Below are 15,016 nucleotides of genomic sequence, written 5' to 3' on the forward strand. Positions count from 1 at the left end.
AAGGCGCCGGCGCCGGTCCGGCGGCACGCCCCCGTCAGGGTCATCGGACGATGATCGGTTCGACACGAACGCCGAGATAGCGCCGATCGGTCGACGCCGGATCGACGAGCGCGGGCACGAAGCCCGCCGTGCTGGACACCGACGCGACCCAGACGTACGTCGGCGCGCCGTACCGGCGGTACGGGAAGGGCGTGCCCAGATCCATCTGTACGGCCGTCGAGGCGTTCGCGGCGAGATCGACGCGTGCGAGGCGGCCGCCGATCCGCACCGCGGCCGTCGTCGGCACCGCACCGGACGAGATCGTGATTTGGAGCCGCGAGTACGGCTTGTCGCTCTTGATGAGCAGCTCCGCCCGCGACGCACCTCGAGTCCAGAAGCTGCGGCGATCGGCCTCCTGCAGGTAGGCGTTGTCGTCCAGGTAGTAGATCTGAAAGCCCGGGTTGCCGCGATCCGTCTCGCCGTACCAGATCCGCACGCGCGACACGTCGGTGTTGATCGGCAGGTCGTTCACGTTCGTCAGCTCGATCGGCAGCAGCCGGAAGAGGCCCGCTTTCGCATGGTCGGCCGGCCGAATCGACGTGTGAAACGGATCGAGCACGAGCTTGCCCATGAACAGCCCGCCGATGAGCCACGGCGCGGTGGCCGCCGCCAGCGAGCCGCTCGCCGGCAGCACGAAGAGCGCGAGCCCATACGGCCCGACGAAGTACCGGTTCCCGACGGATCCTCCCCCGCCGAAGTACGTGTACGGCTGGGTGATCACGAAGAGCGCGAGCTGCCCCAGCATGCCGGCCAGCACGAGCCATTGCCACACCGGACGGCCGCGCGGCCGGAAGGCGCAGGCCAGCACACCGGCGAGCGCAGGGAAGAAATACGCGAACAGCCCGGAGTACCGGCCGACGAGGACGTACAGGCCGTTGGCGCGGAGGTTGGTCCAGAAGCCCTCCGGATCGAAGATGACGTCGCCGAGCCCCTCGTCGCGGCCGCGCGGATCGCAGACGTCGATCCCCGCTGCCGTCGACTGGAACGGATATTGGCCGTAGCAGGTCACCCGCTCGCCGCCCTGATAGTTCCAGTCGCCGCTGATCGCCACGTTCGCGCCGAAGAAGAGCAACGTCACCGCCCCCCAGGCCACGCCGGCCGCCAGCGCGCGCCGCCAGGCTCGCTCGGCGAGGAGTCCGATGCCGAACGGGACGAGCAGCAGCACGTTGGTCACCTTGGAGAACGTGAGCACGCCGATGACCGCCGCCGCGAGCAGATCGGTCCACCACGCGCGCAGCCATGCGGTGCCGCGGCCAGAAGCTCGCGGCGCGACGTGCTTGTAGAGCCACAGGAAGCCGGTCGCCACCGTGAGCGCGAAGTTGAACAGCTCCGGGGCGATCCAGACGAAGTACACCGGCACGACCGTGGCGAACACGAACGCCGCGCCGAGCAGCAGGCCGGCTGCCGTGCCGGCTCGCGCGCTCAGAAAGGCATACGCCAAGAGAAACGAAGCCGTCAGCAGCAGCGCGTTCAGCACGAGAAACCCCTTCGTGCCGAAGATCCAGACGAACGGCGCGGCGGCCAGCGGATAGGCGAACGACTTGCCGAAGTACAGGCGTGACGTGTTCGGATCGGGATGCCCGACGATCCTGAAGAACGGCGGACGCGCGTCGAGCCGGAATCCGGTCGGCGTCACGCCGCGCTTCAGGAAGATGCCGGACGGGCCTGACGGAAACTCGCGATACGTGCGGACGAGATCCTCGCGCCGGTACTCCAGGTCGCCATCGGCGGCGAGGCTGTGACCCGCCAGGTAATAGGTCGCTTCGTCGCTCTGGATCCCGATGGCGGCCGACGGGAAATCGACTGTCGCCGCGAGACCGCCGTAGAGCGCGAGGACGACGAGCGCTGCCGCCAGACCCGACCGCCGGCGCGCCGATCCGCTGGCGGGCATCACCGGATGGGCGGCTCGGTCAGGAACGCCATGTCCTTCGACTCGGCGATCCGCCGGTGCCGCGCCCGCGACTCACGGTGCAGCAGATCGTAGAGCCGTTCCATCTTGCGGACGAACGCGGTGATGTCATAAGCGGACGCGCTTCGACGCGCGGCGTGCCCGAGCGCCTGCCGCCGCTCGGGTGCATCCGCCAGCTCGATGATGCGGGCCGCGAGCGCCGCGGCATCGCGGCGCGGGACGATGACGGCGTTGGCGCCATCGACGAGCACTTCCGCGAGGCCGTCGGCGTCGGTCGCGACGATGGGCCGCGCGGCGGCGAGGGCTTCGAAGACCGTCAGCGGCGTGCCCTCCCAGAGCGACGGGAACACGGCGAGGTCGAATGCCCACAGCACGGCCGCCACGTCGCGAACGAACCCCGCGAAGCGAAATCGTTCGCCCAGCCCGAGGGCGCGCACGCGCGCCTCGAGCGACGCCCGGAGCGGTCCCTCCCCGAAGACGATGAAGCGGGCCTGGGGCCGCGCGTCGATCACCTGGCGCGCTGCGTCGACGAGGTACTCGTTGCCCTTCGACTCGTGCAGGCGCGTGACGGACCCGACGAGGAAGTCGCTCGGCGCGACGCCCAGCGAGCGCCGCGTTTCCGCGATCTGGTCGGCCGACCGCGGTGGGCCGAACTCCTCGACCGGAGCGCCGAGATAGACGACGCGCACGCGTTCGGGCCGGACGAGCCGTGCCTCCGTGACGAACGTGGCCGTGCTGCGCGAGACCGCGATCGCGACGTCGGTCACCGGCTCGAGCATCCGATCGGCCACCTTCTGGAACCAGGGCGTCGCGGTCAGATTCGCGTGCTCGTGGAGCACGACGGGCAGGCCGACGATCGCCGCAGCCAGCCGGCCGAACGTCGTCGCGCCGTAGCCGTGCAGGTGCAACACGTCGGCGCGCTTCGCGCGGATCACCCGCAGCAGCGCCGGGAGCGTCGTCGGATCGAATCGCGACTTGCCGAGATAGGTGATGTCGATGCCGAGCGCGTCGAGCGTCTCTTCCGACAGGTCGCGGCGGCGGAGGCTGACGAGCGAGACGCGGTACCTGGAGGCGTCGAACCGCGGGATCATCCAGGCGAACAGCCGCTTGACGCCGTGCATCCGCGACCCCTCCCACCCCAGGTGATCGCAGACCTGCAGGATGTTCAGCGGACGAGGGCTTGGACTGGCGTCTGAGACCACGGTGGGCAATGGCTGCGCCTCACGCGTGCGATCGGCAGCCGGAACGACGGGACATGTTAGTGGCTCGCGCGCGGCCGGTCAAACACGGCACCGAACGCTAAAGTGTGTAGGCCAAGGGCTCGATAGAGACAGGAAGGGAGTGCAGACGCCGCCGGGACCTGGCCCGGGGCGGTCTGGAACGATATGCGTCGCACTTCAGGCCTTCTCGTCGTGTTCGCGGGCACCCTGCTCGCCCTCAACTGCGAGGTCACCAAGAGCAGCAATCCGCTGAGCCCGGTCGTCGCTGGCCCGATGGCCGGCATCGGGGTCAGCTATCCGGGCATGCTCTCGCCAGGAGCCGGCGCCAAGATTCGGGATCGCGAGCAGCCGATCACGCTGGTCGTCGGCAGCGCGGACACGAACTCCCCGCGCACCATGTTCCTGCAGGTGCAGCTCGCCACGGACGCCGGGTTCAAGTCGATCGTGTTCTCGCGCAACGGTGTGCCGTTTGGCGCCGACGGCCAGACCAAAGTCTCGCTCGGCGACCGGCTGCCCGCGGGCCGCACGTACTACTGGCGCACGAACGCGACCGACGGGGCCAACGAGAGCGGCTGGTCCGACCCGAACAGCTTCGAGATCATGCAGCCGATCACGCTGGGGATCCCGACGCCAGTCTCCCCCATCAACAACATCGTCACGCTCAGCGAGGGGCCGACGCTGACGGTCACGAACGGCACGGCCTCGGGCCCGACCGGGTCGATCCTCTATCACTTTCAGGTGAGCGAGTCCCAGACGTTCAGCTCGCTCGCGGTGAACGGCCTGTCCTCCCAGGCCAGCGGCACGACGACGTTCGGGACGCTGCTGCAATTCGGCAAGTCGTACTTCTGGCGTGCGCGGATGCTCGCCGACGACAACACCGCCGGTGCCTGGTCGTCGGTCGCCACGTTCCGCACCCCCGACAAGGCTGCGAGCCCGTCGCCTTCGCCGAGCCCGTCTCCCTCGCCCGGCAATTGCTCGGCGATGAAGGACCCGCTCGACATCATCCAGTGCTACCGGGACCTGTACCCCACGCACATGGCGGCTGACCAGGCGGTCTCGTTCATGAAGAGCGTCGCGCACCAGTTCAACGTGGCCGGTGTCTCGAGCGGCGGCGTCGGGGCGTTCGGGGCGCTGCGCAAGGCGAGCGGCAACAACTGCAACGGCTACTCCTGCGACGTGCTCTGCGCCGGTCAGGGCAGCAGCCAGAAGCAGTGGGACATCCTCGTGGACGAGAAATGGGCGACGTGGGGCAGCCCGATTCCTGGCGCGATTCGAATCGACGTCTGCGACATTCAGTGAATCGGCGAGCGGTGGTCGTGAAGTTGTGAGTGGTGAGCTCCGGGGTCACCAGCCCGGGCTCGCCAACTCACAACTGCAGTTGCCGCCGCGCTCCCCTGCTCAGCAGCGCCGGCGGACGCTACGCCACCCAGGAACAGTGGGACGTCCCGCTGGACGAGCGGCCGGCGGCGCCCACCCGATTCCTGGCGCGATGCGGGCCGCCCCTGAGACATCCCGTGAATCGTGCTTCGGTTCAGAATCGCAGCCGGACGCCGCCGCCGATCTGAAAGCCGCCGACCTTGATCTTCGTGTCGCCCGGCAGCGAGCCGGACGCGCGCTGGTAGCGCAGCAGGACGCCGACGTCCACGCGCTCCGTCAGGTCGTACTTCAGGTCCAGGCCCACTTGCACGCCGACGAGCGTCTTGCTGACCCGGCCCACGTGGGAATCGAGCTCCGGCGTGTCGCCCGGCTCGCTCACGTCGATCGAGGACACGAGATCCTCCTGGACGCGCACCGCCGCGGGGCCGGCGAACGCCTGTGCCGTGACCTGGTTGTCCAGGAGCCTGATCGGCAGGTCGTACAGGACCACACCGCCGATCCACAGCTCGCGGTGAACGAGCGAGGGGACGTTTCCGGTGATCGCGCGCGGCGAATCGAACCGAATCGGATCCGGCAGGTCGGCGGTCAACCGGCCGTCGGACGTCGACGAGCCGCCGTTCACGTTCACGCCGACCGACCACGGCCCGCGCAGCGGAATTCCGCCCGTGACGTCGAACACGATCCCGCCCGTTCCGCGCGTGACCGACAGGGTTGCGGGCTCGTTGTACAGGTCGAACGCCAGCCGCGTCGTGACGTCCGGCGAGCCTGTCTGCACCGCCACGTTCGCGTTCACGAACACGCGAGCCGTTGTCGGCGTCGCCTGCGCCGCCGCGCTCGTTGCGCCGGCGACCAGCAGTCCCAGGCTCCACACCAGTCCCACTCCTCGTTTCATCCAATCCCCCTCGAGCGATCGCGCACGTCAGCGACGATGGTTCAGCCGCGCGGCGATCGTCTCTCTGGCGCGCGGGAACGAACGCGCCGCATTGTATGATAGGCGCGCGTTTGGAGAACGCCGGTGCGCCACGAAATCGACGCGCTGCGCAAGTTGAACGGGAGCACGTTGCATGAGACAGAAGACCAAGTGGTGGAGTGTGGCCTCGGGAATCGCGTCGGCGCTCATGATCGCCTGCTCGCAGTCTTCGAACCCGATCGTTCCCGGCGCGGTGCCGGGTGACTTCGGTGCGGGGCCGAGCGGCGAGACGTTGAAGATCGCGGCGCCGCCGTTGGTGTCTCCCGTCAACAACGCCGAGTTCTCGCCGAACTCGCCGATTGTGCTGCGCTTCCAGAACGTGAACGGGACGTTCAAGGCGTTTCCGGTCAGCTATGAGGCCCAGGTGCTGAGCGGCAACAACGTGGTGGCGACCGAAACGACCGGCGCGGCCGGCGGCAGCACCTCGTCGGTGACGGTTCGCACGAAGCTCAACGCCGAGTCGAACTACTCGTGGCGCGTGCGCGCGACCTACAACGGCGCGTTCGGGCCGTGGTCCTCGACCGCCACCTTCCGGACGCCCCCCTCCGCGTTCCTGCGCGGCAAGGAAATTTTCGATCCGCTCACGAACGGCTTCTCGGTCGGCAAGGTGACGGGCGGCACGTTCCTGCCGGGTGTCGGCTGGCGCGCCAACACCGGCACGGACGGCATCGACTACGACATCGAGACCTGCGAGCGCTGCCGGCTGGAATTCGACGTCCTCGGGTTCGACGACGGCGGATACGCGTTCGGCCGGTTCGAGCCGAAGATCCTCAGCATGGGCGACGGCACCGCCTTCGGAAGCTTCGGCGCGTTCCGCGATCACGACTGGAAGATGCACTTCTCCATCCGTTCCGACGGCGACGGCACGGGCCTCGACGTCGTCTGGCGCAACGGCGAAGCGGGCGACGGCGATCCGGGCGATCATCGGGTCAAGGTGGAGCCTGGTCCGCGCTGGAACGAGATGCAGGCCTCGCACGTTGTGGTCGAGTGGGACCAGGGCGGATACCGGATCTTCGTGAACGGCGACGAGTGGGCGTCCGACGGGTGGGGCGAATCGTTCGGTCCGCCCAACCATCGGATTCAGCTCGGCTGCATCCCGCGCGCCGAGACCTTCGAGTTCGCGATCTGGCGGAACGTGCAGTTGAGACCGTTCTAACCGGCGCTCGTCGGGTACAGGCAAACGGCCCGGGCGGGTTCATCCCGTCCGGGCCGTTGTCGTCAGGGCTCTCGCCTACTGCTTCTTGACGACGACGTCGAACGCCCCGCTGTTGTCCTTCATCTCGTCGTCGTTGATGCTCAGCATCAGCCGGCCGGACGCCGGCATCGTGATCGGGTCGGTCTTGTCGCCGATGAGGAACATCCTCGTGCCGACGCGACCGACGAGCGCTCCGACCGGGCCATTCGGTACGGGCACGTTCTTGCGGCGCCCCACGCTCATCGTGCCGGCGGGCGGCACCGCGGTGTTCTCATTGATCTTCACTTGACCGCTGGCCGAGAAGGCGACTTTCTCGTCGGCGGTGACCGTGATGGCGGTATCGACCCAGCGCTGCGTCGCCGACACGCGCACCGTCGTACCCGATCCGCCCGAGGCCGACGAGGCGACGGCGTCGCCGCCGAAGAGCGAACGCGCGCTCGGCGCGCTGAGATACAGCCGCGCGACATCGCTCATGTTGAAGCTCTGCCGATCGACGCCGCCCGACCCCGTGCGCGTGTCGAACACGACGCGCGAGTCGTTCGTGAAATCGTAGAGCTTGCCCTTGATGGCGCGCCCGTCCTTGAGCACGAGCATGTGGCGTTCGAGCTCGGGCGGGTTGTCACCGGTCGGGAGCTGGCCGACCTCGGACTTCGCCGGGCTCGCGTCGGCGAATGCGATCATCGCGATGTCGTCGAACTTGTAGCCCCGCTCGGTCTCCCCCGACACGAGATAGACCTCCGCGCCCTGCCGGTAGACGAGCTGGCCCGACTGACGCTCGCCGTTCTTCAAGACGAACGTCGCATCGGCCGCGCTCAAGAGAGCGCTGGCGGCAACGAACGCCACCCCTGCCATGACGAGAGACAATCTGCGAACCATGTTCGGCCTCCTGCGCGTGTGATGTGCTGGATCGGCGCCGCGTGCGCGGCCATCGACGCCGTCCCGGTCCCAGTATCTTGCATGACGGATGCCAGAATGGATATGCCTCACTCCGACCGGCCAGGGCAAAGCGCTACCCTTCGCAGGGCGGACGAGCGGCACGGATGTTTAGCCGCGCGTCACCAGCGCGTCCGTGACTCGATGCACATGGCCACCGGCTGGCGCCACACCGGAACGGCGGCGAGTCTCCGGGTGGCATCTCTGGTCTGGTGACTGAGACGCCTTCAAGACTCCCGCGGCGTGGATGGCGCCGGACGGGGCCGCCCTGCGTGGCACGCAGGCGGCGCCCGTGATCCCGCGCGTCGTGCCGAGGACCGCTCGGGGCTGTCCGGCGACGGGACCCGCGCTCGCCGAGTCTTGAAACACGCTAGAAGAAGAGCTTCCCGACCCTGACGAGCCCCTGATTCCAGGCGGCGCGGTGGGAGACACCGGATGCCCGCTGGATGTCCTGCAGATGCGCGACGTACCAGTCGTAGTTGCGAAGCAGTGCCTGGACGTTCGAATACCGTGGCCGGAAACCCAGCCGCTGCTCGGCTCGCGCGATAGAGACGTAGGAGTCGGCGGCTGCCGTCTCGTAGACCCATTCGTATACGGGCGAAAGTCTCAGCCGCTCGAGCAGCTTGAGCACGGCGATGATGGGACCGGCGGGCAGCGACCGGACGCGCTTGCCGTGTCCCGCGCGATCGAGCACGGCCTGGAAGTCTTCCCGCATCGTGCCGAACGATTTCGCACCGACGTTGAAGACCTCGTCCACCGTCGCGGCCGGCAAGGTCATCGTCGCCCAGATGGCGTCGCAGAGATCGTCGACGTCGAGCAGTTGGTAGCGGTTGGTCCCGGGGCCGATCATCGGAAACCCGCAGCCGGAGTGCGCCCAGTCGAACAGAATCGCCCAGATGCCGAGCCGTTCGGGGCCGATGAACGTCTTCGGGCGCAGGATCGGGACGCACAGTCCACGGGCGCGGAACGCCGCGCACTCGCGTTCGGCGAGCACCTTCGCCTCGGCATAGGCGCCGAAGATCTCGACGCGCCCGTCCTCGGTGGTGCCTTGCACGTTGCGGCCGTAGATCGCCGTCGAGGAGATGTGCACCACCCGGGTGATGCCGTGAGCCCGCGCGGCCGCGAGCACGTTGCGCGTGCCGTCGACCTCGGTGGACATGATCTCCGCGTCGGCGTACGACGGCAGCGCCGCGGCGCAGTGGACGACGATCGTGGCGCCCGCCAGCGCCGCCTCGAGCGAGGGCACGTCGCGGATGTCGCCTCGGATCGCGCGCACGCGATCGCGCTCCGGGTAGTCGAACTCGGCGAGATCGTACGAGACGATCGCGCGCACCCGGGGAAGGAGGAAGCGCACGAGATTGATGCCGAGGAAGCCGGCGCCGCCCGTGATGAAGACGACGTCGTCGCTGTGATCCGGAGTCATGCGTGGGGATGGCGTGAGGCTCGTCACGTCGCGCGGCCGCAAGTCGCGCGGCGAAGCCGGACACGCGTCACCGCGGAGCGAATGCGGCCCGTAGTATAGACTACGCCGCGCATGTGGTCTCGCGTGCCCGCGCCGGCGCGCGCGGCGGTTGGCGGCCTTGCTGGCGCGGCGGGCTGGTTCGCGCTGCAACCGGTGCTCGCGGTCATGCCGCCGGCCGTGCGCTTCTTCACCGGCTGGATCCTCTTCACCTTCGGTCCCGGTCTTGCGATCACCGCTCCGCTCACGCGCGGTGACGACCGGCTGCGCCAGACCGTCCTTGCTCTTGGCGTCGGCGCAGCCGCGTCGGCCGCGATCGCCGACGTGCTCGGTCGGCTGCACCTTGCCGCCTGGTTCCCGGTGTCGACCTTCGCGTGCGGTGGTGCGGCGGCCGCCGTGTGGCGCCGTCCGTCCGCCCGGAAAATCGAACGTGCCGACATCGCCGCCGCGACGGCGATTGTCGCGATCGCGCTCCTCACGGGCGGCATCGCCTATGCTCACCGGACCGCCGAGGATCGCGGTGGCCTCCAGCTCTACGGCGACTACGACTCGCTGGATCTCGCCTACTACGCGAGCATCACGAGCGAAGCGACCCACACGATTCCGCCGACCGCGCCGTACTACGCCGGCCGCGGGCTCAACTACGCGTACTACCCGCAGCTCGTGCCTGCGATGCTGCACCGGTTTCTGGCGGTGCCCGTCACCGGCATGTACTTCGGATACCTGTGGCCGTCGCTGCTCGCGCTGGCTGGGCTGACGGGGTATGTCTTCGTGCGGACGCTCGCGCCGCCGGTCGCGGCGTTCGTCTCCATGGCCTGGCTGATGGTCGGCGGCGACTTCTCGTACCTCGCCGCGTGGGCGCTCCCGCACGCGAACGTGGACTGGGACTACGTCTTGTGGCCGACCAACTTCCTGTCGCCCACGATGGAAGTGCTGCACTTCAACTCGTGGACACCGTCGCTGCCGTTGTTCTTCGGAGTGCTCACGGCCGGAACGGAGGCCGTGCGTCGCTCGAGTCTCGGCTGGGCGGTGCTCGGCGGCCTGCTGCTGGCGGTTCTCTTTCAGTTCAAGCCGTTCGCGTTTCTCGTGCTGGCTGGGGCCTTGACCGCGGCGGCAGCGGCGGCTTGGCTCTTCTCGACGCACCGCCGTGTCGTTCGGCCCTACGTCACGATCCTGGGCATCGGCGCGATCTGCGCCCTGCCCTTTGCATGGCGGGCGTTCGCGCTCTACGCGGATCGCCGCTCGGAGCTGCGGATCGACTTCTTCCTGCTGCCGCAGCGCATGCTCATCAAGCTGGACCTCGCCGACACGTTTCACGCGATGGCCGCGCGCGTGCTGCCGGAATCGCTGACGCGCCCGGTGGTCGTCGCGGCCGCCACGGTCGTGTTCCTCATCATCGGTCCGGCGCTGCGCTGGATCGGCGTGCCCGCGCTGGTGCGGGCACTGACCGGCACGCGATCGGCTGACGCCGCCGGTGATCCATGGCGCTTGTTGGCGTGGGTCGCGCTCGTCGGCATCGCCACGCCGTTCGTGCTCGTGACCGAGCCGTACCACGACACGCTGCAGTTCTATCAGGCTGGCCTGTACGCGCTGTGGGTGTTCGCCGGCACGTCACTCGTGGCATGGGCGCGGCCGCGTGGCAGGGCCGGCACGGCGATCGCGATCGCGGCCGTGGCCATGACGCTGCCCTCGTCGGTCCACTACCTGGCGAGAAAGTGGCGCGACGATGGGCGACCGCCGTTGACGGTGCTCGATGCGCCGGCGCGGCTCGCCGCAGACTACCTGCGCGGTCGCGATCCACAGACCACGGTCGTGCTGCACGATCGGCCGCTCGAGCCGTCACTGCTCCCGGTCGTCGCCGGGCGCCGCGTGGTGCTGGCGTGGGCGCGGTACGCGGTGGGCAGCGAGGAGCGGCTGGCGGACGTCGAGGCGTTCTACGCGTCAGCCGACGGCGATCCCGACCGCGCGCTCGCCCTGCTCCAGCGCTACCGCGTGAGCCACGTGATCGTGCGGGCCCGCCGCGACCGCGTGCATCCCGCCGTCCTCGCGCGGCTGCTGCCCGTCCTCCGCGCCGACGACCTCACGCTCTACGCCGTGCCGGCAGGGCTGCCGTAGCATCTGCCCTTCCCACCCTGCGCCCTGAGCGCGCTGCCCTTTGCCCCGCTCAGGTGGTACTATCGTCTGGCCTGATGTCCACGCAGACTTTCCGGCTCCGCTACCTCACCAAAGCGGCGGCAGGCGTGCCCCGAGACCTGGTCCAAGGAGCGGTGTCTCACGTCACCGCGATCCGGCCGACCGTGCTGATTTTCAACTGCACGTGGGTCTGCGACGCGCGCTGCGAGATGTGCAACAACTGGAAGTGGGGCAACCGGAAGGAAGACCTCACGCTCGAGCAGCTCGATCGCGTCCTTGCCGGCGATTTCTGGCACGCCGTGGAGAACCTGAACGTCTCGGGCGGCGAACCCACGACCAGAAACGACCTGCCCGACATCGTGGAGCTGTTCGTGCGGCGGCTGCCCCGCCTGCGCAAGGTGGGCATCAACACCACCGGGCTGACTCCGCAGCGTGCGATCCCGATGCTCACGCGCATCGTGGAGTTCTGCGGCGCCCATGACGTCCCCGTCAGCATTCGCGTGTCGCTCGACGGCATCGGCGACGTGCACGGCGAAGTGCGGCACGTCAAGAACGGCTTCGACAAGGCCGTCAAGACCATCGAGGCCATGCAGGCGCTCGCCGCGCGGGCGCCGCACTTCCAGTTCGGGCTGGCGTCGACGATCTTCGCGAAGAACCTCGAGGACGCCACGCGCATCCGCGACTGGGCCCGCGCGCGGAATCTCGACATCGTCTTCAACATGCTCCGGTTCACGGACAACATGCTGCACAACCGTGATCTCGAGCGGACCATCGCGTTCGGGAGCCGCGAGGAAGAGTACATGCGCAAGTTCTTCCTCGACCGCGTGGCCGAGGAGTCGGTGCTGAGCGGCCAGGCGTTCATGTACCTGCACTACGCCGACATGATCGCCAACGGGTACCACCGCACCATGCCCTGCCCGTTCCAGCGGCAGGGGCTGCTGCTGAATCCGAACGGCGATCTCTTCTACTGCGAGAACTCGGCGAAGCTCGGCAACGTGCTCGAGACGCCGGCGGCCGATCTCTACTTCGCGGAGAAGAGCCTCGAGCAGCGGAAGGCCCTGAAGCGCGACACGTGCCCCACGTGCCTGAGCCCGTGCCAAGTCAACGTCGGCGCCATGAAGCAGGTCGTGCCCTACGTGAAGTTCCTCGCCCGCGCCTACCAGGTCAAACACGACCCTACGCGCCATCAGGACACGCTGCCAGACCCCGTGCGGTGATCGCCCGCAGCCTGCTGATTCGACTGGCCGTCGCGACGGGGTTGACCGCGATCATCGTCTGGATGGCCGACCCGCGGGCCATCGGCGCCGCGCTCGCCGGCGTTTCCTGGGGATGGCTCGCCGCCGCGTGTGCGCTCGTGCTCGTCGATCGGGCGGTGATGGCCTACCGGTGGTGGGCGCTGCTCACGCCGCTCGCCCAGCATCGGCCGCGCCTCGCTCCCGTCATGCGGATCTTCTTCGTGAGCACGTTCGTCGGCACGTTCCTGCCGGCGAGCGTGGGCGGCGATGCCGTGCGAGCCTGGAGTCTCTCACGCGAGAACGTGCCCGGACCGGCGGCTGTCGCCTCGGTGGTGCTCGATCGCATGCTGGGCGTGGCCGGCGTGCTGCTCGTCGCGGCGGCCGGCCTCGCGCTGGCGCCTCGCCTGGCGGGCAGCACGGCGGTGCGGGCGGCGTTCGTCGTCACGGCGTTGGGATGCCTGCTGTGTCTGGCCGTGATCTTCAGCGAGCGCGTGGACGACGTCGTCAGACGATCGCTCGCTCGAGCGCCAGGCCGGCTCGGCGCGCTCGCGGCGAATGGCCTGTCCGGCCTTCAGCTCTACCGGACGGAGCACCGGCAGTTGCTGCTCGTGCTGATCGCCTCGGTGGCCGTCCAGGCGCTCCGGATCCTGCAGGCTTGGTTCCTCGGCCTGAGCCTCGGCGTGGCGGCGCCGCTCACGGCGTACATCGCGTTCGTGCCGGTGATCCTGCTGGTGATGTTGCTGCCGGTGACGGTCAACGGCCTCGGCACGGCGCAGGTGGCCTTCGTCTGGGCGTTCGCGCAGGTGGGCGTTTCGAGCGCGGACGCCGTCGCGTTGTCCGTGCTGTTCGTCGGCCTCGGGATCGTCGGCAACCTGCCCGGCGGCGTGCTGTACCTTTCGGCCGCCAGGACGCGCCGCCCGTCGCCCATGCATCAGTGACGGACAGGCGGATGCCAGTGCTGGCGAAAGGCCGCGACGATCGCCGCCGCGGCGATGCGGTGTGCCACGGCGTTGGGGTGCGCGTCGAACTGCGTGATCTGGAGTGACGCCGGGTTCCTGACGGACGCGAACGCCGGCAGCAGGTCGAGGAACGGCACGCCCTCGGCCGCGAAGATCTTCTCCACACGGTCGTCGAGGAACCGGAACGGATACGCCGACGGATCGCGCGTCATGCTGTAGAACGCCGGGAACATCACGCCGCCCGCCGGCACGCCGGCGGCGCGCGCGCGTTCGAGGAAGCGCCGCAGCATCGCGGACGTCTCGACCGACTCCGCGGAGCTCGGATCGCGCAGATGTCGGATGACGAAGTCGGGATAGCCCTCGGTGACGCTGAGCTCGACCTGCAGCCGGTACCAGTCGTCGACCGCGAGGTGATAGAAGGCCGACGATTCTCGCAGCGTGTGGTCGAGCGATACCGGCAGCAGCGGGATCATCTGCGGGCGGTGGCGCTGCATGCCCGACGTCTCGAAGTCGTTCTGGAAGAGCTGGAGCAGCACGAAATCCGGGTGGCAGCCCAGCGCCGTGTCCAGCGTGTCGACGTGTTCGGGCAGGTTGTTGCCGGACAGCCCGAAGTTGAGCACTTGGTACGCCGGACCGAGAAGCCGCTCCATCTCGTTCGTGAATCGGGCGTCTTGCTCGACGCCGACTCCCCATGTGAACGAGTCGCCGATCACGGCGATGCGGTACCGGCTGGGTTCGCTGTCGTCGAACTCCCGTTCACGGAAACCGCGACGGTTGACGTAGACGCGAGGCCGGGGCTCGAAGGCGCGGCCTCTCAGCACGAACCGGGCGGCGGCCTCGGCGGCCGCGAGCGCCAGCACGCAGCTGATGGCCGTCACGCCGACACGCGCCATCGTCCGGCCGAGGTCGAGCCGCCGTCGAGAGGAGGGAGAGGTCACGGGCACGCGTCTCAGGCCCTCCGCATCAGGACGTGCGTTTCAGGCCGGTCCGGCGCGTGGCCCGCAGCACGATGATGGTGCGCTCTTCGACGTGCACGGCGCGCGAGACACGAGTATCGCGAAGGATGCCCGCAACGGCCTCGAGCGCCTGTCGCTCTCCGGGCGGGACGCCCTTCTCCAGCGCATCCCGGATCGACAGCTCGAGTTGCGGCACGTTGCACGGCTGCTTGAGCGAGATCAGCGCGCGGCCGTTGCCGATCGGCACGAGCTCGACGCCCGGCAGGCGCTTCAGCGCGCGCACGGGGGTGACGACGATGACCGCGTGCCGGCCGTAGGCGGTGAGCTCGGCCGGCCCGCTCGCGCGGCGCGTGCGCGCCCGGCGTGGAGCCCGCTCGGCGACGTGCACGATCGCTCTGGCCAGGTCGGCGTCGATCGACGCCAGGTTCTGCAGAACGTCTTCGGGCAGCCGGATGGTGATGGCGCGAGCGGGCCGCCCGAACTTCTTCGGGCGGCCGGGACGGGCTTTGACGAGCGTCATCGATTGCCTCGGGACGGGCGCCATTCTACCCCATCGACTTCCACCGGTCAGGTTTTTGCCGAGAAAATCCATCTGACGGCTAATTATGTTTGTGAAATGAGGTGCACCCTG

The 15,016-nt window shown here is 68.8% G+C and carries 12 protein-coding genes; 5 read left to right on the forward strand and 7 right to left on the reverse strand.

Annotated features, from left to right (window positions below; all coding sequences use genetic code 11):
* Positions 1-40 precede the first annotated feature (40 nt).
* Both IT184_00765 and IT184_00770 read right to left on the reverse strand, forming a co-directional pair.
* A complete protein-coding gene (locus tag IT184_00765) occupies positions 41-1,933 on the reverse strand; it encodes a DUF2029 domain-containing protein (protein MCC7007325.1) in 1,893 nt (630 codons plus the stop codon).
* Positions 1,930-3,069 (reverse strand): glycosyltransferase, encoded by a 1,140-nt coding sequence (locus tag IT184_00770; GenBank protein ID MCC7007326.1) that lies wholly within the window; start codon positions 3,067-3,069, stop codon positions 1,930-1,932. The genes IT184_00765 and IT184_00770 overlap by 4 nt, the downstream gene beginning before the upstream one ends.
* A 264-nt stretch (positions 3,070-3,333) precedes the next feature.
* On the opposite strand from IT184_00770, the gene IT184_00775 reads away from it, so the two are divergent.
* A complete protein-coding gene (locus tag IT184_00775) occupies positions 3,334-4,467 on the forward strand; it encodes a hypothetical protein (GenBank protein ID MCC7007327.1) in 1,134 nt (377 codons plus the stop codon).
* 232 nt (positions 4,468-4,699) lie between these two features.
* Here IT184_00775 and IT184_00780 read toward each other — a convergent pair whose 3' ends face one another.
* Complete coding sequence (locus tag IT184_00780; GenBank protein MCC7007328.1) at positions 4,700-5,416, reverse strand: hypothetical protein; 717 nt, start codon at positions 5,414-5,416, stop codon at positions 4,700-4,702.
* A gap of 193 nt (positions 5,417-5,609) precedes the next feature.
* Between IT184_00780 and IT184_00785 the strand changes: the two genes are divergently transcribed.
* Entirely contained in the window at positions 5,610-6,671 is a 1,062-nt protein-coding gene (locus IT184_00785; protein ID MCC7007329.1) for a hypothetical protein, read from the forward strand.
* A 75-nt stretch (positions 6,672-6,746) separates the two neighbouring features.
* On the opposite strand, the gene IT184_00790 is transcribed toward IT184_00785, so the two are convergent.
* Both IT184_00790 and IT184_00795 read right to left on the reverse strand, forming a co-directional pair.
* Positions 6,747-7,586: a hypothetical protein gene (locus IT184_00790; protein ID MCC7007330.1), complete on the reverse strand. Its 840-nt coding sequence runs from the start codon at positions 7,584-7,586 to the stop codon at positions 6,747-6,749.
* A 427-nt stretch (positions 7,587-8,013) separates the two neighbouring features.
* Positions 8,014-9,066, reverse strand: a complete 1,053-nt coding sequence (locus tag IT184_00795; GenBank protein ID MCC7007331.1) for an NAD-dependent epimerase/dehydratase family protein — start codon at positions 9,064-9,066, stop codon at positions 8,014-8,016.
* Between the two features lie 111 nt (positions 9,067-9,177).
* On the opposite strand from IT184_00795, the gene IT184_00800 reads away from it, so the two are divergent.
* The 3 genes from IT184_00800 to IT184_00810 all read left to right on the forward strand — a co-directional run bounded on the left by IT184_00800 (position 9,178) and on the right by IT184_00810 (position 13,408).
* Positions 9,178-11,217, forward strand: a complete 2,040-nt coding sequence (locus IT184_00800; GenBank protein ID MCC7007332.1) for a hypothetical protein — start codon at positions 9,178-9,180, stop codon at positions 11,215-11,217.
* 74 nt (positions 11,218-11,291) lie between these two features.
* Complete coding sequence (locus tag IT184_00805) at positions 11,292-12,452, forward strand: radical SAM protein (GenBank protein ID MCC7007333.1); 1,161 nt, start codon at positions 11,292-11,294, stop codon at positions 12,450-12,452.
* Complete coding sequence (locus IT184_00810) at positions 12,449-13,408, forward strand: flippase-like domain-containing protein (GenBank protein MCC7007334.1); 960 nt, start codon at positions 12,449-12,451, stop codon at positions 13,406-13,408. Before IT184_00805 ends, IT184_00810 begins: the two co-directional genes overlap by 4 nt.
* Here the strand turns inward: IT184_00810 and IT184_00815 are convergent.
* Both IT184_00815 and IT184_00820 read right to left on the reverse strand, forming a co-directional pair.
* Positions 13,402-14,373 carry a hypothetical protein gene (locus IT184_00815; GenBank protein MCC7007335.1) on the reverse strand — a complete coding sequence of 324 codons (972 nt, stop codon included), beginning with the start codon at positions 14,371-14,373 and terminating at the stop codon, positions 13,402-13,404. The two genes, IT184_00810 and IT184_00815, sit on opposite strands and share 7 nt — an antisense overlap.
* 19 nt (positions 14,374-14,392) lie before the next feature.
* Positions 14,393-14,905 (reverse strand): hypothetical protein, encoded by a 513-nt coding sequence (locus tag IT184_00820; GenBank protein MCC7007336.1) that lies wholly within the window; start codon positions 14,903-14,905, stop codon positions 14,393-14,395.
* Positions 14,906-15,016 lie beyond the last annotated feature (111 nt).

Source organism: Acidobacteriota bacterium (assembly GCA_020853395.1).
Classification (GTDB): Bacteria; Acidobacteriota; Vicinamibacteria; order Vicinamibacterales; family SCN-69-37; genus JADYYY01.

What these genes read in the sequence shown, in the direction of transcription:
- IT184_00785 (MCC7007329.1), top strand. Translation starts at nt 5,610, where the DNA reads ATGAGACAGAAGACCAAGTGGTGGAGTGTGGCCTCGGGAATCGCGTCG.
- IT184_00795 (MCC7007331.1), bottom strand. Translation starts at nt 9,066, where the DNA reads ATGACTCCGGATCACAGCGACGACGTCGTCTTCATCACGGGCGGCGCC.
- IT184_00800 (MCC7007332.1), top strand. Translation starts at nt 9,178, where the DNA reads ATGTGGTCTCGCGTGCCCGCGCCGGCGCGCGCGGCGGTTGGCGGCCTT.
- IT184_00775 (MCC7007327.1), top strand. Translation starts at nt 3,334, where the DNA reads ATGCGTCGCACTTCAGGCCTTCTCGTCGTGTTCGCGGGCACCCTGCTC.
- IT184_00790 (MCC7007330.1), bottom strand. Translation starts at nt 7,586, where the DNA reads ATGGTTCGCAGATTGTCTCTCGTCATGGCAGGGGTGGCGTTCGTTGCC.
- IT184_00820 (MCC7007336.1), bottom strand. Translation starts at nt 14,905, where the DNA reads ATGACGCTCGTCAAAGCCCGTCCCGGCCGCCCGAAGAAGTTCGGGCGG.
- IT184_00770 (MCC7007326.1), bottom strand. Translation starts at nt 3,069, where the DNA reads ATGCACGGCGTCAAGCGGCTGTTCGCCTGGATGATCCCGCGGTTCGAC.
- IT184_00805 (MCC7007333.1), top strand. Translation starts at nt 11,292, where the DNA reads ATGTCCACGCAGACTTTCCGGCTCCGCTACCTCACCAAAGCGGCGGCA.